The following is a 24,104-nucleotide window of genomic DNA, read 5'->3' as shown; positions in this document are numbered from 1 at the left end:
AGCAAAAAGCCAGTCGTCGCGGAGCACCCGGTCGCGGTCGAAGGCGACCGACCGCTCAGCTACCGGTTACCGCTCGCAGATGTCGATGAAGTTCTCGAACACTTCCTCGCCCTCGGCGGTGTGGGCGACCTCGGGGTGCCACTGGACGCCGTAGAGGTCGCGGTCGGCGTCGCTCATGGCCTCGATGGTACACACGTCGCTCGTGGCGGTGTGGGTGAAGCCCTCGGGGACCTCCTTGACCTCGTCGGCGTGACTGGCCCAGACGCGGGTCTCGGGGGCGAGCGAGCCGATAAGCGGGTCGTCCTCGTCGAGGATTTCCACGTCCACGTCGGCGTAGCCGCCGTAGTCGCCGGAGCCGACGCGGCCGTCGAGTTCTTCCGCGAGAATCTGCATGCCGAGACAGATGCCCAAGACGGGCACGTCGAGGTCGAGGTAGTCGGGACAGCGGCCGATGCGGTCCATGTCGGGGCCGCCGGAGAGGACGATACCGTCCGCGTCGATGTCCGCGGGGTCGGTGTCGTTGTCGACGAGTTCGGTGTCGACGCCGAGGTCGCGGAGCGCGCGCCGTTCGAGGTGGGTGAACTGCCCGTGGTTGTCGATGACGACGATGCGGGTCATGTCCCGGATTGGACCACCGTGCCTAAAAGTCAATCGAAGAACGGTCGAGATGCGCGTATCCGTGCATCAGATTGGCGCGTCGGGCCGGTCGGGTCGCGCCTCACTCGTCGCCGGCGCGGTCCCGCGCCGTCTGGAACCCGAGTTCGTCGAGTTCCTTCGTCCGGCGGCCCTCTCGCTCGGCAATGGCTTCGACGTCCGGGGCGGCGTCGTCGTCGATGCGGGCGAACGACTTGTGAACCTTCGTGTGACACCACCGACACAGCGCGACCGTGATTTCGTGGGATGGTTCGTCGCCGTCGCCGCTGCCGTCACCGCCGCGGCCGCCGTACGAGAGGTGGTGTGCTTCGAGGAGCGGGCGAGCGGTCGAATCGTGGGCCATGCGGACCTCTTCGAGGCCGCAGCGGACGCACTCGCGGCCGCTCGTCGTCGAGGCGTAGTGCGGGCAGTCGCGGAAGTCACAGCCCTCCGCGGCCGCGACGCAGTCGTAGTCCGCGCGGCGGCGCTCGCGGGCGAACGCCGGGTCGCGGTCGGCGTACTCGCGGGCGAGGCGGCACGCGCCGTCGCTCGTGAGGTGGTCGCAGCGGCCGGCGTGGTCGTAGGGGTCGTCGACCCCCACGGGCGTCCCTGTCGGCGTCCGCTCCATGGACCGGGTTCGGGGCGGGGCGGGCCTAAACGTTGCTCTCGACGGCGGACGAACCGACGGCCCGGCGGTGGATTCATCACGTCCGCCGTCGAAGCCGGCTCCGTGAGACTCGTTCACCGACAGAACGGAGCGCAATCGACCCTCGCGTCGAACGTCGAGACTGCCGACTCGTTTCTCTCGCAGGCGCGCGGGCTGATGTTCCGCGGCTCCGTGCCGGACGACTACGCCCTCGTCTTCCGGTTCGACGACGCCGACCGCCACAGCCTCCACATGGTGTTCGTCCCGTTCGACATCGACGCGCTCTGGCTCGTCGGCGACGAGGTGACGAAGAAAAAGCGGCTGTCGGCGTGGACGGGTATCGGCTTCGGGATGGCCGACACCGTCGTCGAACTCCCCGCGGGCGCGGCCGACGGCGTCGAACCCGGCGACCTGGTCGAGATTGCGGAGTGACTCGACGGTCTCGAAGCAACGCTCGTCCAGCGCGGTCCCCGGAGAGACACCAATTTCTGTCGGAACCATCTCTTTTATCCCTTCATCGACAAATGTGTTCAACTACTATGTCGGAACCTACCACACCGACGGAGGATAGAGTAAGTCGTCGCGAGACGGCTGGCTGTGAAATTCGACGGTTCTAACCCACAAGGACACGATTCTACCGTGAACGAACGATTCGGGAAGACCCCCGAGCTACGCACTTCTGATTCAGTACAGCTCTTAGACACCACGCTCCGCGACGGTGAGCAGGCCCCCGGGGTCTCGCTGACGCCGACCCAGAAGGCCGACATCGCCCGCGCGCTCGACCGCGCGGAGGTCGATTACATCGAAGCCGGGAGCGCCTGCACCGGCCCCGGCGAGCGCGAGACGATAAAGCGCGTCACGTCGCTCGGCCTCGACGCGACGGTGACGAGCTTCGCCCGCGGCGTCAAGAACGACGTCGACCTCGCGCTCGACTGCGACGTCGACGGCGTCACGCTCGTCGTGCCGGCGAGCGACCGCCACGTCGAGTCGAAAGTCGGGACGACCCGCGAGGACGTCGTCGAGACGACCGACGAACTCGTCGCCTACGCCAAGGACCACGGCCTCTGGGTCGAGGTCATCGGCGAGGACGGCTCGCGGGCCGCCCCGGAGTTCCTCGAATCGCTCGCGCGCGCCAGCCACGACGCCGGTGCCGACCGCTTCTGTTTCGCCGATACGGTCGGCCACACGAGCCCCGAACACACCTACGAGGTCGTCTCCCGACTCTCCGAGCTTGGCCCGACCTCGACGCACACCCACGACGACCTCGGCCTCGCGATGGCGAACGTCCACGCCAGCCTCGCCGCGGGCGCGGACCTCGTCCACACCACGGTCAACGGCATCGGCGAGCGCGCCGGCAACGTCGCGCTCGAAGAGGTCGCCATCGCGCTCGACCACTGCTACGACGTGGAGTCGGTGAAGCTCGACGAACTGTACGCGCTGGCCCAGAAGGTCGCACAGGCCACGGGCGTCTCGCTCCCGCCGAACAAGGCGGTCGTCGGCCAGAACGCCTTCACCCACGAGAGCGGCATCCACACCGACGGGACGCTCAAGGACGACGCGATGTACGAGCCGTACCCGCCGGAGACGGTCGGCCGCGAGCGCCGCCTCGTCCTCGGGAAACACGCCGGGCGCGCCGGCGTCAAGGCCGCGCTGGACGAACACGGCGTCGACGCCACCGACGAGGAAGTCGCGGCCGTCGTCGAGCGCGTGAAGGAACTCGGCGACCGCGGCAAGCGCGTCACCGACGCCGACCTCCTCGCGTTCGCAGAGGACGTTCAGGGCCGCGAGCGCGCCCGACAGGTCGAACTGCTCGACCTCACGGCCGCCTCGGGCGGCGGCACGCCGACCGCGAGCGTCCGCCTCCGCGTCGAGGGCGAGGAACGCGTCGCCTCCGGCACCGGGTCCGGCCCGGTCGACGCCGCGGTGAAGGCCGTCCGCGAGGCGCTCGGCCCCGACGCCGACGCCCAACTCGACGAGTACCACGTCGACGCCATCACCGGCGGCACCGACGCCGTCGTGACCGTCGAGGTGACGATGTCGCTCGGCGACCGAAGCGTCTCCGTCGCGGCGTCGCACGCCGACATCACGCGGGCGAGCGTCCAGGCGATGGTGGACGCGCTGGACCGGCTGCTCGCGCCGAACCACACGTCGCCGACGCCCGCGTCGGCCGACGACTGAGAAGACGACCCTGTCGCGTCGCGGCCGCGTTTTTCTCCCGCTCCCGGGACGACTGAATCCGAACCCGGACTACCGCGTCTCTTTGGCGACGAGGTAGGTCCAGCCGCCGCGGCGCTCGAACCCGATAGCGTCGTCGCCGAGCTCCGTCTCCGCGAAGTCGGCGACGCGGCCGGTCCGGACCGTCGTCACGTCGATGCGTCGCGTCCCGTCCCGTTCGCTCGTGTCCGCGCTTACTGCGTTCGCACTCATACCCTCGCTGACGCGGGCAGGGGATATGTATCGCATCCTAGGAGAGTGAAAGTGAAATCGAGGGACTTCGCGGCCCCGTGACACTGTGTCGCACACCTTACGCGAGGACGACACTCGAAGCAAGCGTCTCGAAGCGCTCACTCCGGCGCGAAGGCGACGAGAACGATGGTGACGACCACGACGAACGCTGCGCCGAAGTAGCCGGCAACCCGGTAACTCTCGATGAGCACGAGCAAAAACAGGAGGGCGATGATGACGTCGAGTCTGTATTTGAGCGCGGTGTCCATACGGACCGGCATTCGTGTCTAATTAGTAACTGTTTTGGTGGCGTGAAGCGCGCTCCGTCGGGCGTATCAGAACCGATTTGCGAGCCAGTCAGGACTATCGAAACGATGGTTGGGTTCACGGAGCGCGAGCGGTCGGGCGTGTACAAGTCGATTTACGCACGGCGGGACATCAGGCGGTTCAGCGACGATACGGTGTCCGAGGAGACGCTGGCGCGACTGCTCGATGCCGCGCATCACGCCCCGAGCGTCGGCTTCTCGCAGCCGTGGGATTTCGTCGTCGTCGAGGACGACGAGACGAAAGCGGCCGTCGCGTCCATCGCGGAGCGTGCGATTGCGGCGGCCCGCGAGGGCTATCGAGAGCCTCGAAAGTCGGAGTTCGGTCGGTTGAAGCTGGAAGGCATCACCGACGCCCCGGTGAACGTCTGCGTCACGTGCGACCCGACGCGGGACGCCCCGCACGTCCTCGGGCGCAACACGATGCAGGCGATGGACGCCTACTCGACGTGTCTCGCCGTGCAGAACCTCTGGCTGGCCGCGCGGGCCGAAGGCGTCGGCGTCGGCTGGGTGTCGTTTCTCTACCCCCACGAGGTCCGCGAAGTACTCGGGATTCCGCACCATGTCGAGCCGATTGCGTATCTCTGCGTCGGCTATCCCGAGGACGGCTTTCCCGAGGAGCCGGTCCTCCAACGAGAGGGCTGGCGCGAGCGCATCGACACGAGCGAACTCGTTCACTGGGGAGAGTGGGAGTCTACGTCGGACTGAGAGAATCGGAGTCGCGGCGCGACGAGACGCGCCGCCCGGAACGTTGTGGCCGCGAGAAGCGCCGAGGGTGAGATTTGAACCTCACTCGCTCACTGCGTTCGCTCGCTGGTTCAAATCTCGGGTCGTCGCACAGCCTCGTCACGCGGAGCGAGAGACATGAACGTCTCTCGCGGGGTGACGTTCGGAAGAAGCGCCGAGGGTGAGATTTGAACCGCAGTCGCTCCCATGCGGTCGCTCCTTGATTCAAATCTCAGGACGTTGCACACGCGGCCACGGAGTCGCGGCGCGACGAGACGCGCCGCTCGGAACGTTGTGGCCGCGAGAAGCGCCGAGGGTGAGATTTGAACTCACGTGTCCGAATGGACAGTAGATTTCGAATCTACCGCCTTGGCCGGGCTAGGCTACCTCGGCTTCCATCGTTGTCTCTCTCGCGGATAGTTTAATCCGTTTCGATTTCCGAGGGCCGCGGCGGAGAGTCACACGGATGCGGTCGGCGGGTCTCTGGCCCAACTGCGTCCGGGCGGGACGGGCGGAGTCGACGACCGACGAGCGACCGACCAGAGCGCCACCGACCAATGGGAATAAGTCGCACGCAGACCCGGGTGGTGTATGGACATCGACACGGCCAGCGAGACGTGCTCCGAGGTGCTCGACGCCATCTCGGAGGCCGTCATCGCCGACCGAGCCTTCCTCGAAACCGTCCTGACGGGCGTCCTCGCCCGCGGCCACGTCCTCCTCGAAGACGTTCCGGGAACCGGAAAGACGCTCACCGCGCGGAGCGTCGCCACCGCGCTCGGGCTGTCGTTTTCCCGCGTGCAGTTCACCCCGGATCTGCTTCCCGCCGACGTGACCGGGACGAACATCTACGACGAGCGCGAGCGGACCTTCGAGTTCTCGCCGGGGCCAATCTTCGCCAACGTCGTCCTCGCCGACGAAATCAACCGCGCGCCGCCGAAGACGCAGGCCGCCCTCCTCGAAGCGATGGAGGAAGGACAGGTGACCGTCGACGGCGAGACACACCAGCTCCCGAGCCCCTTCTTCGTCATCGCGACGCAGAATCCCGTCGAACAGGAGGGGACGTTCACCCTCCCCGAGGCGCAGGTCGACCGGTTCGTCGTGAAATCGGCCATCGGCTACCCCGACCTCGACGGCGAGGTCGAACTCCTCCACCGGCGTGCGGGCCGGAGCGATCAGAGCCCGAGCGTCGAGCGCGTCCTCGACCGCGACGCCGTCGCCGCCATCCGCCGCGCGCCCGAGTCGGTCCGCGTCGAGGACGACCTGCTCGAATACATGGCGAAGCTCGCGCGGGAGACCCGAACCGACCGCCGGGTCCGCATCGGCGTCTCCCCCCGCGGGACCCAACGGCTGTTCGAGGCGACCCGCGCCCGCGCCGTCATCGAGGGCCGCGAGTTCGTCACGCCCGACGACGTAAAGCGCGTCGCGCAGTCCGTGCTCGCTCACCGCCTCGTCCTGACGCCGGACGCGCGGGTCGAAGACGTGCGGAAATCGGACGTCGTCGACGACGTGCTCGGTCGAGTGACCGTGCCGACGCTGGAGTAAGGCGGGAGACGTGAGGCGTGGGGCGGACACGGCTCAGCGCGCCACGACCGCCACGAGCGCGACGACGCCGACCAAGAGTAAGACGACGGCCGTGATGGGCTGGCCGCCGGCGGCCGCCCGGTCAGCGCCGTAGACGACGGCCGCGCCGACCGCGAGCACGACGAGCGTCGCCGCCGCGTGGACGAGTTCGAGCTGGAGCGTGTCGGTCTCGCGGCCGAGGTGTGCGCCGACGGAGCGCGCGTTGTCCGCGAGGTCCCACGCGAGTATCGACCCGACCGCGGCGAGCAACAGCGCCTCCGCCCCGGCCCCGCTCGCGCCCGCAAAGAGGAGCGAGAGGAAAAACAGCCCGCCCGCGGCGTCGACGACGCGCCGCGAGCCGCTGAACAGTCCGGCGGCGAGCGCGACCGTCGCGGCGAGGCCGCCGACCGCCGCCGTCGACGTGGTGAAGCCGAGCGCGAGGATGGCGAATCCGGCGGCCGACAGCGCCAGTGCGGTCCCCGTCCGGGTCGGCTGGCGGGTGATTTCGCTCACCGCGACCACCCCGCTTCGGCCCGCGCGAGCGCGACACCGAGGGACTCGTCACCCCAGTCGACGACGCGGAGGCCGCTCCCCCGGAGTTCGCGGAGCCGCAGGTCGCGCTCGATGCGTGCGAGGCGCGCGCCGACGGTCGATGTCGTCGTCGGGTCCGGCGAGACGACCGTCACGGCGTGGCCGTAGGCCTCCAACCGACGGGCGACCGAGACGCCGTAGTCGTCCACGAGCGGCGAGCAGAAGATGACCTGCGCGTCGCTGGCGAGTCGACGCCGGAGTCGGCGCACGGCCACGGAGGGGAAAAAGGCCCCGTCCGGCGGCGTCGGCGCGAACGCCGGGTGGGTCGCGAACAGCCGGCGGGCGCGGGCGCGGTGGTCGACGCCCGACGAGGGGGCGAGCCAGCACTCGTCGGGGCCGAACGCGGCGACGCCGACGCTGTCGCCGCCGTCGAGGAGTGCCGAGAAGGCGACGCTCGCGGCGTCCACGGAGCGCTCGACCGCGGTCTCCCCCTCGTCGTCGGGGGCGACGTGCGCCTCAGACCGGGTGTCGACGACGAGGACGACGGACGCCGCGCGCTCCTCTCTGAACTCCACCGTGGCGAGTTCGCCCGTGCGGGCGCGGCGGTTCCAGTCGATGCGCCGAATCGGGTCGCCGTGGCGGTACTCGCGGATGGAGGCGAACTCCAGTCCCGACCCCGGCACGTCGGTCTCGACGCGGCCGGCGTACTTCGAGGTGAGGCCCCGAAGCGGCAGGTCGGCGGTCGCGGCGAGTTCGGGCTCACACCGGAGCGTCGTCTCGGCGTCGACCGTCTCGCGGGACTCGACGGCCCCGCTCGGGTCGCGGACGACGACGACCGTCTCGTCCCACGAATGCTCGCCGCGGACGGCCGTGACCGTGTACGTCGCGGTCGCGGTCGCGCCCGGTCGAAGCGCCGTCCCCAGTCGGGCGGAACCGTCGACGACGCCGAGCGCCGGCGGCACGCCGTCGACGACGCGGAGGTCGAACAGCGTGCTGGACCCCTCGTTGGTGACGCGGAGCGTGACTTCGACCTCGTCGTCGGGGTCGGGCGTCGCGTCCGAGAGGTCGCGCTCGATTCGGAGCGACACCTCGGGAATCGCCGCGACCCGGACGTAACCGAGGACGACGACGCCGAGGCCGGCCGCGAGGAGCAGCGACGATTCGCGGGTGAACACGCCCGCGGCGGCCGCCACGAGGACGAGGCCGTCGAGGCCGGTCCAGCGTTCGGTGTCGAACCCGTGGCTCATCGGCGCTCACCCGCGGGGCCGTCGGTAGTGCCGACTTGTTCTATCGCGGCGACGGCTCGCTCGGCGCGGTCGGTGAGCGACGACCGGCCGGACAGAAACAGGCGGACGCGCTGTCGGAGCGGAATCGAGACGGACGCGCCGAGAAAGCGCGCGGCGACCGGGTCGTCGGTCCACCCGCCGGTTTCGAGGAGCGCGGCCGCTTCCTCGGGAGCGCGACCGCCGCGGGCGACGAGCGCCTCCTTGGCCCGCGTTTCGAGGCGGTCGACGACGCGCTCGCGGGCGGCCCAGCGGGTGCCCTGACCCATCGCAGACACGAGGTCGTCGTCGAAGTCGGCTCCGGGCACCGGGACCGAAATCCGCGCTTCCGGGTCGTCGGTAACCGTGGTGTTCGAGGGCGTATCGCGGCGGCGCTGGACGTACCGAAGCCCCTGGAGCGCCGCGAGCGCCGCGACGAGTCCGAGGAAGATATCCGTCAGTTCGAGGCCGAAGGAGACGCCTGCGACGACCGCAAGTCCGGCGGTCGTGGCGACGACGCCGACGAGCAAGAACAGCTGACGCGTCAGCGTCATCGGTCGCCCTCCGGTGAGTCGGCGTAGGCGCGTTCGATGCTTCTGAGCGCGTCGACCGCCCGGCGCTCCCGCTCCGGCGTCGCCTCGAAGCCGCCGTATCGGACTTCCTCGAACAGCGTCGTCAGGTCGTCCACGTCGTCGCGGTCCATCCCGGCGTCGACGGCCGAGTGGGCGAACTCGGCGGGCGTCGCAGCGCGACGGTTCGGCACGTCGAGGAGCGCGGTCATCTCACCCCACGCGCGGAACACTTCGTTTTCGACGTCGGCGTCGCCGTCTTCGATGCGCTGGGCCGCGGCCCCGGCGGCCCGTCCGACGGCGGCGACGTTCGACCCCTCGTCCTCGTCGGCGGGGGTGACTTCGTCGTCGGCCGCGGGCGAGTCGCCGGTCCCGGTGACGAGCATGAAGGCCGCGACGGCGAGGGCGACGGCGAGCAAGAGGCCGAACAGCACCGTGGGCGGTGAGACGCTCTGCGCCGCGTTCCCGCCTTGGCCGAGACTACCACCGCCGCCGGCGGGGAGAAACGACACGTTTCGCGCGGCGGCCGCGGCACGAGACGAAAACGAGAACTCGCGGCGACATCCCGTGAGGAGGGCGAAAAGCAGGACGACCGGCGGCCCGACCGCCGCGAAGATTGCGAGGGGCGGAAGCAGAGAGCCGGTCTCCCGGTAGGCGTACGCGCCGAGGAGGACGAAGACGAGGGCGACGACCGCGAGGACTCCGGGTGAGAGCAACCACGGGAAACACGGCGTCGGGATGCTGAGACTGCCGGACGAATCACCGGACGGTTGGGTGCCGGTCTCGTCTGTGTCTCCAGCGACCGCGCCGCCGGTCTCGCCGCCACCGAAGCCGACTGGGCCGCCGCTTGAGACGACGGTCGAATCGATGGTGGCGGCGACGACCGAGAGGGCGACGACCGCGAGGAGGGCCAGTGCGAGCGCGCGGAGGGCGGAACGGTCCACGGGGGTAGGTAACAGCATCCGAGGTAAAGACATTTCGAGGGGCGGGGCCGTCGCCGGCGGGACGACTGTCACCCCGTCGACCAGTCGAGTCGAGCGGAGCGTCGGTCGCGCCGTGTCGGCGGTGCCGAAGGGTCACAGACGACGCGACTGGACAGACCGGCCGTACAAGTGAATGGGTCGCCGCGGCGGAACGCGAAAGCCGCGGTCCGACACCCACACACCACGTTTGCAAGTGAATTGGCGGGGGAAGCGATGGTCGCGGCGTACCCACAGACACCACCGTTGCACGTGAAGCGCGGTGACGCCGCGGAGGGGGTGGGACCGGCGACTGCGCGGGGAGAGCACCGGTGCAAGTGAACCTCGAACGGGACTCGTCGCGCGTCACCCACCACCATTTCAGGTGATTCACTCCGATTGAGGCCGTCTACGCCTCGTTAACGGGAGACGCTTCCCACCGAGACGTACACCGTGAGCACCGAAACATGTCAACGCTTTAGTTGAACGCGTGCTCTGTTGTTCTACTAGCTACTCTCGCGTGCTCTCCTTCACTTGCAAACATGGTGTGTGTCTGTTCAAACGAGTTCACATGACCCACGAAATACGATAACATGGGCCAGTATAGAGTGAGCAAGCATCAACCGAGAGACGGCGGTTCCAGACGAGAACACGCGGTCCGACTCCGGCGATACCGTCGTCGTCACAATTCACATGAATCAGATGAAATCGGGGTTTTAAATAAGGGGACGCTACAACGGACCGACGCTAATGCGCCGGTTCGAGCGAAAACAAAACGTCTTCACCAACAAGGACGCCCTCGGGGAGTCCTACAAGCCCGAGCGCATCGAGGAGCGCGACGACGAGATTTCGGAGTACATGGACGCGCTCCAACCGGTCGTCGACGGCTGGGAGCCGAACAACGTCTTCCTGTACGGAAACACCGGCGTGGGGAAGACCGCAGTCACCGAGTTCCTTCTGGAAATGCTCCTCGAAGACGTCTCGCAGTACGACGACGTGGACCTCAGCGTCATCTCCATCAACTGCAAGACGCTCAACTCCTCGTATCAGGTGGCGGTCGAACTCGTCAACGAGCTTCGACCGCCCGGTGCGGAGATTAGCTCGACCGGCTACCCCCAACAGACCGTCTTCAAGAAGCTGTTTCAGGAGTTGGACGACGTGGGCGGGACGGTGCTCATCGTCCTCGACGAAGTCGACTCCATCGGCGACCGCGACGAACTCCTCTACGAACTCCCGCGGGCGCGCTCGAACGGCAAGCTCGAAGACGCCAAGGTCGGCCTCATCGGCATCTCGAACGACTTCAAGTTCCACGACCAACTCGACCCGCGCGTGCAGGACACGCTCTGCGAGCGCGAACTCCACTTCCCGCCGTACCAAGCGCCCGAGCTCCAGAACATCCTCGAATCGCGCGCTGAGGTCGCCATCGCAGAAGACGCCTGCGAGGAGGGCGTGCTCAACCTCTGTGCGGCGCTCGCCGCCCGCGACAGCGGGAGCGCGCGGCAGGCGCTCGACCTCCTGCGGCTGGCGGGCGAACACGCCGAGAACAAAGACGACGAGCGAATCACGCTCGACCACGTCGACATCGCCCGGCAGAAACTCGAACAGGAGCGCGTCGTCGAGGGGATGCGCGAACTCACCGAAAACGGCCACTTCGCCCTCCTCGCGGTCGTCTCGAAGGCCGCCCACGACGAGACGCCGTGTCGGATGCGCGACCTCTATCAGGAGTACCTCCGGCTGTGTAACTCCGCCGGCATCGACCCGCTCGCCCAGCGGTCGGTCCACAACCACCTCTCGGACCTCCGGATGCTCGGCATCCTCTCGGCCGAGGAGAACCGAACCGGTTCGCGCGGGAACTATTACAGCTACGCGCTCGACGTGCCGTTCTCCAGCGCGATGGAGGCGCTGTCCGACGTGCTCGCTCTCGACTCGGTCCTCGACGAGATTCGGAAGACCGCGACGCAGGCCGAGGCCGCCTGACCCCACGGCGACGCGGCCCCCGAATCGACGTGCCGAGGTAGTGTGTCACGGATGTGGTGCTCCGGGCGTGGTGTCCGGGATGTGGTGCTCCGAGCGTGGTGTCTCGGGACATGATGTTTCGGGGGGCGGTGTGCTGGACTGCGGCGTTCCGAGACGTGGCGCTCCGAGACGCGGCAGTTCGAGGCGGTGGTAGTTTCTTGGTGCGCCGGACAGATGTGTACGGTATGACGAATCTCCCCCCGCGACTCTCCACGGGAATCTCCGGACTCGACGCGGTACTAGACGGCGGGCTAGTGCCGAACCGAACGTACATGGTCCGCGGAGAATCCGGGACGGGAAAGACCATCGCCGGCTACCACTTCTTGACCGCCGGGCGCGAAAACGACGAGGACGTGCTGTTCATCTCCTTCGAGGAGTCGAACGCCGAACTCCGGGCGAACGCCGGAACGCTCGGATTCGACCTCTCCGAGCTCCCGATTCTCGACCTGAGCCCGTCGCCCGATGCGTTCCTCGACGACGAGGCCTACACCATGCTGTCGCCGAGCGAGGTGGAAGGGAAGTCGACGGCGACCGAACTGCGAGACGCAATCGAAGAACACGACCCCGACAGAGTCGTCATCGACCCGCTGAGCCAACTCGGTCGGCTCTCGTCGGACGAATACCAGTTCCGCCGACTCGTCTCGTCGCTCCTGAGCTATCTCAAGCGGTCGGGTGCGACGACGCTGTTCACGAGCCAGCCGTCGAGCGGCGGCACCGACGAGACGCTCGCGTACCTCTGCGACGGGTCGATATCGCTGTCTCGGTCCGACTGGGGGCGGTCGGTCCGCATCGAGAAATTCCGCGGCTCGGACTCGCAGACGGGGCCGCACGCCGTGCGAATCGACGGCGGTCACGGGATGCGCGTCTTCCCGCGACTCGTCCCCGGCTCGCACCACCGCGAGTTCACTATCGAGCCGCTCTCGTCGGGCATCGACGACCTCGACGCCCTGCTCGGCGGCGGCATCGAGCGGGGGAGCATCACGCTCGTCAGCGGCCCGAGCGGCGTCGGTAAGTCCACCACCGGAGCCGCGTTCGCGCGGGCGACCGCCGAACGCGGCGAGCGCGCCGCGGTCTATCTGTTCGAGGAGAGCAAACGGAGCTTCCGACACCGCTCCGAGTCCGTCGGCATCCCGATAGACGACCTCGTCGACTCCGGGAACCTCCGGGTCGACGCCGTCGAACCGCTCTCGCTTTCGACCGACGAGTTCGCCCAGCGGGTGCGCGCCGAGGTCGAAGCCAACGACACCAAATTCGTGCTGATAGACGGTACCGCGGGCTACCAACTCAGCCTTACCGACGAGCGGAGCGACATCCGCCGCGAACTCCACGCGCTGGCGCGGTACCTCAAGAACATGGGCGTCACCGTCGTGCTGACCGAGGAGGTACAGCAGGTCACCGGCGCGTTCCACGCCTCGGACAACCACGTGAGCTACCTCGCGGACAACATCCTGTTCATCCGCTACATCGAGGTGCGCGGCGAGATTCGCAAGGCCGTCGGCGTCCTCAAAAAGCGGTTCGGCGGCTTCGAGCCGACGCTCCGGTCGTTCGAAATCGGGAGGGACGGCATCACCGTCGGCGAACCGCTCGACGAGCTACGTGGCATCCTCACGGGGACGCCGACGTGGAACGAGGCCGAGTGACCGTGAGCGAAGACGCGTCCCGGAACGGAGCGCGCTCCGCGCGTGACGCGTCCGACGAGGAACGGATACTCCTCGCGGTTCGCGGCGCTCGGGACCGCGAGCTACTGGCGGGCCTCCTCGACGCGTACGAAGTCGTCGTCTGGGAACGCGGCCACGAGGACGAATCCCAACTTCCGGAGTTCGACCTCTGTATCGTCGATATGGCGACGTACTCGGCGGTTGCCGACGCGCTCGACGAACGCAAAGCCGACGCCGGCGACCGCTTCGTGCCGGTGCTGTTGACGGTCACGCAAGACGAACAGCGCGTCGCCGCACGGCGACTCGACGACGTGCCGGACGACGTGCTCGCGGTCCCCGCACCGAGCGCAGTCATCCGGTCGCGGGTCGAGTCGCTCCTCCAGACCCGACGGCAGTCGCTCCAACTCGCGCTGTACCGCCGGGCGATGGACAGCGCGACGGTCGGCATCACCATCACCGAAGCCGACGACGACCAACCGCTCACGTACGTCAACGACGCCTTCGAGGAGATGACCGGCTACGACCGCTCGGAGGTCATCGGCCGGAACTGTCGATTCCTCCAAGGGGACGACACCGACCCCGAGGCGGTCGAGACGCTCCACGAGGCGGTCGACGCTGGCGAGAGCGCCGCCGTCGGCCTCACGAACTACCGGAAGGACGGAACGCCGTTCTGGAACGACCTGAAGATATCGCCGGTCTACGACGACGGGGAGCTCACCCACTTCGTCGGGTTCCAGACCGACGCGACCGTCCGCCACGCGCTCAGGAACCAACTCGTCAACGAGACGCAAACGCTCAAACAGCTCTTCGAGACGAGTCCGGTCGGTATCGTGGTCCTCGACGAAGACGAGATAATCATGCGCGCCAACGAGTCGGCCCAAGAGATTCTCGGTCTGGGCCGGTCAGTCGTGCTCGGACAGCCGTACGACGCCCCCGAGTGGGAACTCGTCGACGAGCGCGGAGAGCCACTCGACCGCGGTGGGCTCCCCTTCGAACGGGCGAGAGAGGCCGGTGAGACCGTCAAGGGCTTCGAACACGGCATCGAAGTCGGCGGCGACCGCCGGTGGGTCGTCGTCAACGCCGCGCCCCTGACTGGAAGCGGCGGGGAGTGCGTCGGTGTGATTGCCGTCATCGAGGACGTGACCGAAGTGAAGCGACAGCAGCGCGACCGCGAACGACTGCTCGACCTGTTCGACCAGAGTCAGAAAATCGCCTCGGTCGGCGCGTGGGAGTTCAACACACGGACCGGGGAGGTCCTGTTCACGAGCGGACTCGCGGAACTCGTCGGCGTCGATCCGCGGGAGACCTTCGACCTCGAAGAGGCGTTCGCGTTCTACCATCCCGAGGACGAACACGAGGCCCGAGCGGCGTTCGGACGGCTCGTTGCGACCGGCGAAGAGCAGTCAGTCGAGTGCCGACTGGAGACGATGGACGGCGAGACGCGCTGGGCGAACGTCCGCGGCGTCGCGGCGCGGGAGACCGACGCCGCCGTCTACCGCGGGACCGTCCAAGACATCACCGAGCGAAAGGCCCGCTCCGAGGAGTTAGAGCGGTACGAGCGCATCGTCGAGACGACGGCCGACCCGATTTACACGCTCGACGACAATCTCCGGTTCGTCCTCGCGAACAGCGCGACCGCCGACCTGCTGGACTGTGACCCCGGCGAACTCACGGGCGAACACGTCTCGGCGGTGTTCGGCGAGCGACACGCCCAGGCGCTCTTAGAGGCTATCGCGTCGCTTCTCTCGGGGGATAGCGCCGAGGAGACCATCGAGACGGTCGTCGTCGACCGAGGCGGCGCTGAGCGACAGTTCCAGACGACCATCGCGGCGAAGTCGTCGGGCGGCGAGTTCGACGGAATCGTCTGCGTCGGCCGCGACGTGACCGAACTCCGGGAGCGCGAGCGGCGGCTTTCGGTCCTCGACCGCGTCATCAGACACAACCTCCGGAACAAGATGAACATCGCGCAGGCGCACGCGGCGATGCTGCTCGAAGCCGCCGACGACGCCGACGTGCGCGAGTCGGCGGCGGCCATCGAGCGGGCGGCGGACGAACTCCTCTCAATCGCCGAGACGGCACGAAAGTTCAGCTCCGCGCTCGACCCCGACGTGACCGAGCGGGTGCAACCGCAGAACGTTGCCGACCGCGTCCGCAGCGTGGTCGAAGGCGCTCAGCTCAGCTACCCCGGGGCGACCATCACCGTCGACGCGCCGGAGAACGTGCGAGCGTTGGCGCACGCGACGTTCGAACTCGCGGTGAACGAACTCGTCGACAACGCCGTCGCCTACGGCGGTGACGACGTCGAAATCGAACTCTCTGTCGCCGAGGCCGACGGTGCGGAGCAAGTGACGGTTCGAATCGCGGACAACGGGCCGGGGCTCCCCGCGCTCGAACGCGAATCGCTCATGTCCGGGCGGGAGTCGCCGCTTCGGCACACGAACGGGCTCGGTCTCTGGTTCGTCCGCTGGACGGTGACGAACAGCAACGGCACGATGGAAATCAGAGACAACGAACCGAGCGGGACGATTATCGAGCTTCGCCTGCCGAAAGCCTGAGTCCGAGTCTGCGTTCGGCCGGCTCAGGCGGCGACGAAAACAGAGGCGACCGAACCGACCGCCGTCGCCCCGAGCATCACGCCGAGTCCGAACCCGAGAACACGGGCCATCGCCCGGCGAGCGTCCGCTTCCGTCCAGCCCGTTCCGGTGTCGAGGTGCGCCTGCATCGACTCAATGCCGCGACCGAGCGCGACCGCCCCGGACCAGCCGAGGAGCCCGAACCCGAACGCGAGCGAGCCGACCGCGAACGTCGTCTCGACGCTCGCCGAGAAGTCACCGACGACCAGCCGAGCGACCAGCCAGACGGCGGCGACGAGCGCGCCCGCGAGGGCCGCCGTGCCGACGAGTCGGAGGCGAGTCGCCGCCCGTTCGAGCACGGGGGGCGACGCCGCGTCCGTCGGGTCCGGTGGCGCGGACACGGTCGGTTAGTCGACCGCTTCGCGCATCCGCGGGTCCAGCGCGTCGCGCATGCCGTCGCCGAGGAGGTTGAACCCCAGCACCGTGAGCGCGAGGAAGAACCCGGGGAAGAACGACCACCACCAGACGCCGGTGAGCAGGCCCTGACTCACGCCGTTCGAGAGCATGAGCCCCCACGAGGGCGTGCCCGCCGCGGCACCGAAGCCGAGGAACGACAGCGCCGCGAGGTCGATGATAGCCAGCCCGAAGTTGAGCGTGCTCTGGACCGTGATGGGCGCGAGGCAGTTCGGCAGGACGTGCCGAACCAGCACGCGCGGGTCGGCCGCGCCGAGCGCGACCGTCGCGTCGATGTACTCGTTTTCGAGCACGGTCAGCGCGGCCCCGCGGACGACGCGGGCGAACCGCGGCGTGTAGACGAGCGTCAGCGCGGCGACCGCTCGCCACAGACCGAGGTCGTCGGGGAAGATGGCGACGAGCGCCAGCGCCAACAGCAGCGACGGGAACGCGAGCAGCACGTCCATCGTCCGCATGATGACGTTGTCGGTCACGTCGCCGTAGTAGGCCGCGACGATGCCGAGCCCGACGCCGAGGACGGTCGAGGCGGCGACCGTGACGGTGCCGAACAGCATCGCGTACCACGCGCCGTACGCCACCCGCGGCAGGAGGCTGCGGGCCTGTCCGTCGGTGCCGAACGGGTAGTCGAGACTCGGCGGGGCGCGGTTCGGGTTCGTCCCGAGCTGCGACTGCGTGATGACTTCGAGGTCCAAGAACAGCCGCGCGTACAGCGCGATGACCACCATCGCGACGATGATGGCGATACCGGCGAGCGCGAGGCGGTTCGACAGCAGTCGGGAGACGAACGGCGACGCCGTGAGGCGGTCGACGAGCCCGCGCTGGTCGACGTCGGTCGCCGTCTCGTTCGTGGTCGTGGTTTCCGTGCTCATTGTTCGATCCGCGGGTCAAGGATGGAGTAGGTGATGTCGACGCCGAGGTTGACCAGCGTGAACAGGAACGCGAAGGTCAGGACCGTCCCCTGTACGATGGGGTAGTCACCGACCTTGATGGCCTCGACCAGGAGCGTCCCGATGCCGCCGATAGCGAACACCGTCTCCGTGAGTACTGCGCCGCCGAGCAGGCCACCGAACTGGATGCCGATGACCGTGATGACGGGAATCATCGCGTTGCGGAAGCCGTGCTTCAGGACCGTAATCTTCGCGCCTTGGCCCTTCGCGCGGGCGGTCCGCATGTAGTCCTGCCGGATGACCTCCAGCATCGACGAGCGCATCATCCGGGAGATGAGCGCCATCGAGTAGACGCCGATGACCGACGCCGGGAGAATCATGTGGCGGACCGCGGAGACGAACATATCCCAGTTGCCCGCGAGGAACGTGTCGACCGTGACGAGGCCCGTCACTCGGATGGCCTCGACGTTGTACAGCACCGAGATGCGGCCGCTCGTCGGGAGCCATCCGAGCACCTGTGCGAACAGCAAGATGAGAAGCGGGCCGCTCCAGAAGATGGGCACGCTGATACCGGCGAGCGCACCGATGCGAGTCAGGTGGTCCGTGATGCTGTCCTGCTTGACGGCGCTCAGGATGCCCAGCGGGATGCCCAGCGAGATGCCGATGAGCTGCCCGTAGAGAGCGAGTTCGAGCGTGACCGGCAGCTTGTTGCCGAGCACTTCGCGGACCGGGGTGTTCCGCTGGATGATGAAGGACTCGCCGAACTGGAACTGCGCGGCGTCGGCGAGGAAGCGCCCGTACTGCACCCAGATGGGGTCGTTCAGGCCGAGGCTCTCTTCGACCTGCCGGACGAACTCCTCGCTGGCGCGTTCGCCCGCGATGGTGAGCGCCGGGTCGCCCGGCGAGAGATGCAGGATGGAGAAGACGAGCGACGCCACTCCCACCAACACCGGGACGAGCAACAGCAGCCGCTTGAGTACGAATCGTGTGGAAATCATGAAAGTCGAAGGCGCGGTCAGTTCCTCAGTTCAGGCTGACCAGATTGAGGTACGGACCGCTGATGGCGGCGACCTGGAACCCGCTGACGCGGCTGGAGACGCCGCGAAGCTCGTCCGCGTAGTCGAGGTAGACCCACGGGGCCTCGTCGTGTGCAATCTGGTTCGCCTCGTTGTACAGCGACTCGCGCTCGGCCTCGTCGTAGGTGCTCTGACCCTGTTCGACGAGGTCCATGTACTCGCGGTTCGCCCACGCCGAGCGGTTACTGGTGTTGTAGCCTTCGGCGTCGAAGCTGACCCAGTCCTGTCCCTCCGTGAGTTCGCCCTCCTCTACCTGCGGGTGCAGGAGGACGTACATGAAGTTGTCCGGGTCGGCGTTGTCGGTGTACCAGCCGAGGAAACACGCGTCGTGGCGGCCCTGAGCGGTGTATTCGAGGAACGGACCGAACGACTGCTGGTTGATGTCGACTTCGATGCCGATTTCGCCGAGGTTGGACGCGACGGTCTCGGCGGTCTGAATCGGCGACGGGTTGTAGCCGCGGGGGTTCTGGAACGTCGCCAGTTCGAACGAGAAGCCGTCACCGTAGCCGGCCTCTTCGAGGAGGCGCTGGGCCTCCTCGGGGTCGTACGGGTACGGGTCGATGTCGTCGTTGTGGCCGAGGACGTTCGGCGGGAGCGGCTGGCTCGCCTGCGTCGCGAAGCCCGAGTAAATCTCGTTGACGATGGCTTCGGTGTTGATGGCGTGACTGACGGCCTGCCGGACGCGGCGGTCGCGGAACTCCTCGCGGCTCGCCATGTTGAACGCCATGTAGCCGATGTTGATACCCTCGGTGCGGACGAGGTTCGCGTTGCTGGCGTTTTCGACCTGGACGGACGACTGCGCACCGAGCCCGTCGATGATGTCGAGTTCGCCCGACGCGAGCGACTGCGCGCGCGTCGAGTTCTGGCCGATGGTGACGAAGACGACCTCGTCCACGTTCGGCCCGTCGCCCCAGTACTCGGAGTTGGCTTCGAGGCGGATGATTTCGTTCGCGTCGTCGAGGTTACTCAGCTGGAACGGCCCCGTCCCGACGGGGTTCGAACTGAGTTCCGTCCCGTACTCCTCGATGGCGGCGAGGGAGTGCACCGACGCCGCGAACATCGCCAGATTACGCAGGAACGGCGCGTACGACTGGGTCAGCTGAATCGTCATCGAGTAGTCGCCGTCGACCTGAATCTCGTCGATCCACGAGCCGAGGGTGAACGGCCCGTAGGCGGAGACGTAGTCGTCGCCGGCGTAGTACTCGTAGTCGCTGTCGACGAAGCGGCGATAGGTCGCCACGAAGTCCTCGGCCGTGAACTCCTCGCCGTTGTGGAACATCACGCCCTCGCGGAGCGTGATGGAGGCCGTCTCGCCCTCCAGGGAGTACTCGGTGGCGAGCCCCTGGGTCAGCGTGGACTGCCCCGGCTCGAAGTTGATGAGCGTGTCGTAGAGCTGTTCGGTCACCTTGGCGACCTCGCCGCTCGTACTGTTTTGGAAGTCGAGCGTCGGCGAGTGACTGCCGCGACCGTAGCGCAGGACCGAGTTCGAACCGTCGTCTTCGGTCTGTTCGGTCTGTTCGGTCTGGTCCGTCTCTCCCTCGGTGGTCCCCTCACCGGATTCGGTGGTGGTTTCCTCGCCGCCGCCGCCGGAACAACCCGCCAGCGCGGCCGTCGCCGCAGCGGTTCCCGCGGCCGTCAGGAACCGACGCCGCGAGACGTTATTGCCATCTTGTGACATACGTGTACCTATTGATGTGCCCCTATAAAAATAACGAAGAATCGTCCACGGGAACGAATGACACCACCGACCTGTTCCGGTAAAAATACGAGCCAATCAAAAAACGTCTGACAGCTGACGAGACCCCGTATCGGGGCCTGCTCGTCGTCTATTCGTCGACGAGGTGACACGCCGCGGGGTGCGTCTGTTCACCCAGTTCGGGCGCGTCGCGCTCGCAGACGCTCTCGAATCGCTCGCGGAGGATTTCGCCCGCTTCGTCCCAGTCGTCGGCGACGACGCGTTCGAGCGCGCGGTCGACGACGCCCCGGAGTTCCGGCGACAGCGAGTGCGACAAGTGCGACTCGCGGAGTTCGTCCACGACGGCGTCGGCGTCGGCGGTGCCGCCGTCGGCGCTCACCGCTGCTTCGGCGCTCGGGTCGCCCGCATCGAGTGCGGCGTCGCGGGCGGTCTCGACGTCCAGCGCCTCGCGCTCGACGCGCTGGCGGAGGTCCATCACCTCGCGGTAGGCCGCCTGCTCGATGTCGAGGTCGGCCGGGGGGATGACCTGCGGACACCGCGTCCGGAAGTGACAGCCCGACGGCGGATTGATGGGACTCGGCACGTCGCCTTCGAGGATGATGCGGTCGTCGGTCTCGGCGGCCGGGTCGGGCTCCGGAATCGCCGACAGCAACGCCTGCGTGTAGGGGTGTCTCGGGTCGTCGAACAGCTCGTCGGTCGCCGCAACCTCGACGATTTCACCGAGGTACATCACGGCCACGCGGTCGGAGATGTGCCGGACGACGGAGAGGTCGTGCGCGATGAACAGATACGTCAGCCCGAAGCGCTCCTGGAGGTCTTCGAGCAGGTTGAGAATCTGCGCCTGCACGGACACGTCGAGCGCGGAGACGGGTTCGTCGGCGACGATGAAGTCCGGGTCGACCGCGAGCGCGCGGGCGATGCCGACGCGCTGGCGCTGGCCGCCGGAGAGTTCGTGCGGGTAGCGGTCGTACTGGCCGGTTTCGAGGCCGACCGCGTCGAGGAGTTGGTGGACCCGACGACGCCGGCGCTCGCTGGTGGAGTCGCCCGGCGTGACGCGGACGGTGACGCCCGAGACGACATCACCCTCGCGCTCGACTTCGACCTCGGTCCGGAGGCGCTCTTCGACGGCCACGTCGACCTCGCCGTCCGCGACGGTGACGGTCACGGCGGCGGTGGCGACGCCGTTCGAGGAGCCGACGATGGCGTCGATTTCGTCGCTCGCGGTGACCGAGACGCGCTCGGCGTCGATGCCCGTCACGGTCACGTCGGCCTCGCCGCGCACGTTCGGGTCCGACTCGGGGAGGTCGTGGACGTCGAGCGGCTCGCGGATGGTCTGGCCGACCGTCATCCGGGGGTCGAGCGACGACATCGGGTCCTGGAAAATCATCTGCATGTCGCGGCGCATCGCGCGGAGTTCGTCGCTGTCGAGCCCCGAGAGGTCCGTCCCCGAGAAGACGACGCGACCGCCGGTCGGCGGCGTCAGATGCAGGAGGCTCCGCCCGGCGGTTGACTTCCCGCAACCGGACTCCCCGACCAACCCGAGCGTCTCGCCCTCGTACACCGTGAAATCGACGCCGTCGACCGCCTTCACGCTCCGGTCGTCCGCCCCGAGGAATCGGTCGAGGATGCCGTCGGCCTGTTCGTAGTACTTCTGCATGCCGTCGACTTCGAGCAGCGGCGTGTCGGAGGGCTCGGTGCCCGTCGAGGCCTCGATGGCGTCGCCGCCGTACTCGCTGGTGTCGAAGTCGTCGAGGACGCACTTCGAGCGGTGGTCTACCTCGTCGTCGCCGTGTTGCTTGTAGGGTATCTCACCGGAGGTGCACTCCGGCTGGGCCCACGGACATCGGGGCGCGAAGTGACATCCTTCGGGCATATCGATGAGGTCCGGCACGTTGCCCTCGATGGGCGTCAGGCGCTCTTTGTCCTCGCTCGGGAGCGATTCGAGAAGCGTGTACGTGTAGGGGTGCGAGGGGTTGTGGAAGATTTCCTCGACCGGCCCCTCCTCGACGATTTCGCCGGCGTACATGACCGCGACCCGGTCGCACGTCTCCGCGACGACGCCGAGGTCGTGGGTAATCATGAGCACCGACATGCCGAGGTCCTCCTGGAGGTCGTCGATGAGGTCGAGAATCTGCGCCTGAATGGTCACGTCGAGCGCGGTGGTCGGCTCGTCGGCGACGAGCACGCGCGGCTGGCAGGCGAGCGCGATGGCGATGAGGACGCGCTGGCGCATCCCCCCGGAGAACTCGTGGGGGAACTCGTCGACCCGCGCGCCGGGTTCGGGGATGCCGACCGATTCGAGCACCTCGATGGTCCGCTCGACGATTTCGTCGTCGATGTCGCGGCTGATGCGGGGGAGCAGTTCGCGGACCGCGTTGAACCACGAGTCCTTGCGACGCCCGCCGTACTGGTGGAGTCGGAGGCTCTCTGCGACCTGCTCGCCCACCGTCAGCGAGGGGTTCAGCGAGGTCATCGGGTCCTGGAAAATCATGCCGAGCTCGCGCCCGCGGACGGCCCGCAGCGCCTCCTCGGGGGCGTCGACGAGATTGACCACGTCGCCGTCGACGAAGGCGGGGTTGTTGTACTCCTCACGGAACTCCTCGGCGAGCCGGCCGCTTTCGAGTTCGACCGACCCCGAGACGATTTCGCCGGGGTCGTCGACGAGGCCCATCGCCGAAAGTGCCGTCACGCTCTTTCCGGACCCGGACTCACCGACCAGTCCGACCGTCTCGCCCTCGCCGACCGTGAGGTCGAGGCCGTCGACGGCCTTGACCTGACCGCGGCCGGTCGAGAACTGAGTTCGGAGGTCCGAAAGAGAGAGTAGATTCCTCATTGAATGGGAATGACCTGCATGGAGTGAAATACCTTTTCAATTTTTGCCAGTTGATGCGCGGCTGTTGACAACACTCACCATCCCGCAATCGCCCGCGTGACGCGCGAACGCGAGCGACAGCGGCGAGAGAAGCCAAAGTTTAGGTAGCGGACTCCGACACCATGCCGCATGGAAGAACATCCGCTCTCGGACGAGTCGGGCACGTGGGAGACGGTAGTCGCAGAGTGCGAGTCGCTCGCCGACGACTATCGGGAGCGAGACTGGACCGTCGTCGTCGCCCTCCCGGGGGACGTGGTTCCGGTCCCCGCCGCGGGCGACGAAGTGGTCGAACACGTCGGGCTCGACGTGGTCGTCGGCGACGACGTCTACCCCGACCTGGAAGCCGCCGTCGAGGGCGCGACGTTCGACGAGTACGAGGCGTTCCGCGCGGTCTCCGGCGGCCTCGTCTACCTCGCGCTCGTCGTCCGCGCCACCGACGACGAAGTCGCGGTCTGTCTCCCCCTGTACTACCGGCTCGCGGAGTCCGAACGCATGTTCTCGCTCCTCGACGGCGGCGAAACGATGCGGACGAAAGTCCACCCGCTCGACCCCGACAAGGGCGTCGAGTTCGTCCACGAGGACCCCGACCCGCTGCTCCCGCCGGACTGGGACGCCGACCTCTCGGACGAGTTCGCGTAGTCGCCCGCTCGCTGAACCGAGTTCCGAACGCGGTTAGCCGCCCCCGCATAGACACCGCTTATACTGGAGGTCCGGTTTCTTTCGGATAGCGACGCGAGGCGCTATCCGATGGAACTCGCAGAGGTGGACTCGGCTGTCCTGTTCGGGTTGATTACGATGGTGACGTGGGGGATTTGGATCGTCGTGGGCAACGCCGCCTCCGAGTCCATGGACCCGCGGACCGCCGCCGCCATCTCGTATCTCGTCGCGGCGCTGCTCGCGTTCGGCTTCATCGTCGTGTCGGACGCGTCGCTCGTCGTCACCGCGAGAGGGGGACTGCTCGCCGGGGTGGCCGGGCTGTGTACCGGCGTCGGCCTCATTTCGATGTACATCGGCTTCACCCACGGCTCGACGACCGTCGTCTCGACGCTCGGTGCCATGTACTTCGTCGTCGCGGCCGCCATCGGCGTCGTCGTTCTCGGAGAGAACCTCACCGTAACGAAACTCACGGGTATCGCGTTCGCCGTTCTCGGTATCGTCTTGGTCACCCGTTGAGTCGCGCCTCGGCCCGTGGCCCTGC

22 protein-coding genes and 1 tRNA gene are annotated in these 24,104 nt (G+C 67.7%); 9 read left to right on the top strand and 14 right to left on the bottom strand.

The genetic code is table 11. The features are described from left to right. Positions 1-66: 66 nt before the first annotated feature. Positions 67-618 carry a GMP synthase subunit A gene (locus tag E4P24_RS03630; RefSeq protein WP_004044289.1) on the bottom strand — a complete coding sequence of 184 codons (552 nt, stop codon included), beginning with the start codon at positions 616-618 and terminating at the stop codon, positions 67-69. Between the two features lie 100 nt (positions 619-718). After that, positions 719-1,261, bottom strand: coding sequence for a hypothetical protein (locus E4P24_RS03625; protein WP_004065076.1), 543 nt, complete (start codon positions 1,259-1,261; stop codon positions 719-721). A gap of 102 nt (positions 1,262-1,363) precedes the next feature. Between E4P24_RS03625 and E4P24_RS03620 the strand changes: the two genes are divergently transcribed. Together E4P24_RS03620 and E4P24_RS03615 are read left to right on the top strand one after the other, a co-directional pair. Then, positions 1,364-1,711 (top strand): DUF192 domain-containing protein, encoded by a 348-nt coding sequence (locus E4P24_RS03620; protein WP_004044291.1) that lies wholly within the window; start codon positions 1,364-1,366, stop codon positions 1,709-1,711. A 207-nt stretch (positions 1,712-1,918) separates the two neighbouring features. Next, positions 1,919-3,457 carry a (R)-citramalate synthase gene (locus E4P24_RS03615; protein WP_004044292.1) on the top strand — a complete coding sequence of 513 codons (1,539 nt, stop codon included), beginning with the start codon at positions 1,919-1,921 and terminating at the stop codon, positions 3,455-3,457. Between the two features lie 69 nt (positions 3,458-3,526). Here the strand turns inward: E4P24_RS03615 and E4P24_RS03610 are convergent, their stop codons facing one another. Together E4P24_RS03610 and E4P24_RS03605 are read right to left on the bottom strand one after the other, a co-directional pair. Next, entirely contained in the window at positions 3,527-3,706 is a 180-nt protein-coding gene (locus E4P24_RS03610) for a hypothetical protein (protein WP_115802221.1), read from the bottom strand. Positions 3,707-3,843: 137 nt separating this feature from the next. Next, entirely contained in the window at positions 3,844-3,993 is a 150-nt protein-coding gene (locus E4P24_RS03605) for a hypothetical protein (RefSeq protein WP_170076453.1), read from the bottom strand. A gap of 105 nt (positions 3,994-4,098) precedes the next feature. Here E4P24_RS03605 and bluB point away from each other — a divergent pair, with 105 nt between their 5' ends. After that, positions 4,099-4,755: a 5,6-dimethylbenzimidazole synthase gene (bluB, locus tag E4P24_RS03600; RefSeq protein WP_004065082.1), complete on the top strand. Its 657-nt coding sequence runs from the start codon at positions 4,099-4,101 to the stop codon at positions 4,753-4,755. A 326-nt stretch (positions 4,756-5,081) separates the two neighbouring features. On the opposite strand, the gene E4P24_RS03595 is transcribed toward bluB, so the two are convergent. Further along, positions 5,082-5,166, bottom strand: a tRNA-Ser gene (locus E4P24_RS03595). Between the two features lie 198 nt (positions 5,167-5,364). Here E4P24_RS03595 and E4P24_RS03590 point away from each other — a divergent pair. Further along, on the top strand, positions 5,365-6,315 hold the full coding sequence (locus tag E4P24_RS03590) for a MoxR family ATPase (RefSeq protein WP_004044296.1): 951 nt from the start codon (positions 5,365-5,367) through the stop codon (positions 6,313-6,315). Positions 6,316-6,348: 33 nt separating this feature from the next. On the opposite strand, the gene E4P24_RS03585 is transcribed toward E4P24_RS03590, so the two are convergent. The 4 genes from E4P24_RS03585 to E4P24_RS03570 are packed head-to-tail and all read right to left on the bottom strand — an operon-like array spanning position 6,349 to position 9,639. Next, complete coding sequence (locus E4P24_RS03585; protein ID WP_188148124.1) at positions 6,349-6,855, bottom strand: hypothetical protein; 507 nt, start codon at positions 6,853-6,855, stop codon at positions 6,349-6,351. Then, complete coding sequence (locus E4P24_RS03580) at positions 6,843-8,111, bottom strand: DUF58 domain-containing protein (RefSeq protein ID WP_115802219.1); 1,269 nt, start codon at positions 8,109-8,111, stop codon at positions 6,843-6,845. The genes E4P24_RS03585 and E4P24_RS03580 overlap by 13 nt, the downstream gene beginning before the upstream one ends. Then, positions 8,108-8,680, bottom strand: coding sequence for a hypothetical protein (locus E4P24_RS03575; RefSeq protein WP_188148123.1), 573 nt, complete (start codon positions 8,678-8,680; stop codon positions 8,108-8,110). Before E4P24_RS03575 ends, E4P24_RS03580 begins: the two co-directional genes overlap by 4 nt. Next, the gene (locus tag E4P24_RS03570) at positions 8,677-9,639 is read right to left on the bottom strand and encodes a DUF4129 domain-containing protein (protein WP_004044300.1); all 963 of its coding nucleotides are present in this window, start codon (positions 9,637-9,639) and stop codon (positions 8,677-8,679) included. The genes E4P24_RS03575 and E4P24_RS03570 overlap by 4 nt, the downstream gene beginning before the upstream one ends. A 765-nt stretch (positions 9,640-10,404) precedes the next feature. Here E4P24_RS03570 and E4P24_RS03565 point away from each other — a divergent pair. The 3 genes from E4P24_RS03565 (at position 10,405) to E4P24_RS19245 (ending at position 15,883) form a co-directional block, all read left to right on the top strand. Then, positions 10,405-11,631, top strand: a complete 1,227-nt coding sequence (locus E4P24_RS03565; protein WP_004065096.1) for an orc1/cdc6 family replication initiation protein — start codon at positions 10,405-10,407, stop codon at positions 11,629-11,631. Between the two features lie 224 nt (positions 11,632-11,855). After that, positions 11,856-13,310 (top strand): ATPase domain-containing protein, encoded by a 1,455-nt coding sequence (locus tag E4P24_RS03560; RefSeq protein ID WP_188148122.1) that lies wholly within the window; start codon positions 11,856-11,858, stop codon positions 13,308-13,310. Continuing rightward, positions 13,307-15,883 carry a PAS domain S-box protein gene (locus E4P24_RS19245; RefSeq protein WP_115891364.1) on the top strand — a complete coding sequence of 859 codons (2,577 nt, stop codon included), beginning with the start codon at positions 13,307-13,309 and terminating at the stop codon, positions 15,881-15,883. Before E4P24_RS03560 ends, E4P24_RS19245 begins: the two co-directional genes overlap by 4 nt. 23 nt (positions 15,884-15,906) lie before the next feature. Here the strand turns inward: E4P24_RS19245 and E4P24_RS03550 are convergent, their stop codons facing one another. From E4P24_RS03550 to E4P24_RS03530, 5 genes are all read right to left on the bottom strand, one after another. Further along, a complete protein-coding gene (locus E4P24_RS03550) occupies positions 15,907-16,302 on the bottom strand; it encodes a hypothetical protein (protein WP_004065102.1) in 396 nt (131 codons plus the stop codon). A gap of 6 nt (positions 16,303-16,308) precedes the next feature. After that, the gene (locus E4P24_RS03545) at positions 16,309-17,244 is read right to left on the bottom strand and encodes an ABC transporter permease (protein WP_004065104.1); all 936 of its coding nucleotides are present in this window, start codon (positions 17,242-17,244) and stop codon (positions 16,309-16,311) included. Continuing rightward, positions 17,241-18,260, bottom strand: coding sequence for an ABC transporter permease (locus E4P24_RS03540; protein ID WP_004065106.1), 1,020 nt, complete (start codon positions 18,258-18,260; stop codon positions 17,241-17,243). Before E4P24_RS03540 ends, E4P24_RS03545 begins: the two co-directional genes overlap by 4 nt. 25 nt (positions 18,261-18,285) lie before the next feature. Then, on the bottom strand, positions 18,286-20,016 hold the full coding sequence (locus tag E4P24_RS03535; protein ID WP_004065108.1) for an ABC transporter substrate-binding protein: 1,731 nt from the start codon (positions 20,014-20,016) through the stop codon (positions 18,286-18,288). 148 nt (positions 20,017-20,164) lie between these two features. After that, positions 20,165-22,867 (bottom strand): ABC transporter ATP-binding protein, encoded by a 2,703-nt coding sequence (locus tag E4P24_RS03530; RefSeq protein WP_008605714.1) that lies wholly within the window; start codon positions 22,865-22,867, stop codon positions 20,165-20,167. A gap of 168 nt (positions 22,868-23,035) precedes the next feature. On the opposite strand from E4P24_RS03530, the gene E4P24_RS03525 reads away from it, so the two are divergent. Both E4P24_RS03525 and E4P24_RS03520 read left to right on the top strand, forming a co-directional pair. After that, on the top strand, positions 23,036-23,545 hold the full coding sequence (locus tag E4P24_RS03525; protein WP_004065111.1) for a hypothetical protein: 510 nt from the start codon (positions 23,036-23,038) through the stop codon (positions 23,543-23,545). A gap of 108 nt (positions 23,546-23,653) precedes the next feature. Beyond that, positions 23,654-24,079 carry an EamA family transporter gene (locus E4P24_RS03520; RefSeq protein WP_188148121.1) on the top strand — a complete coding sequence of 142 codons (426 nt, stop codon included), beginning with the start codon at positions 23,654-23,656 and terminating at the stop codon, positions 24,077-24,079. Positions 24,080-24,104: the final 25 nt, after the last annotated feature.

The sequence above is a fragment of the Haloferax sp. AS1 genome (assembly GCF_014530665.1).
Classification (GTDB): Archaea; Halobacteriota; Halobacteria; order Halobacteriales; family Haloferacaceae; genus Haloferax; species Haloferax volcanii.
Note: the sequence above shows the minus strand (reverse complement) of the source record. Positions and strands in the feature narration are given on the sequence as shown.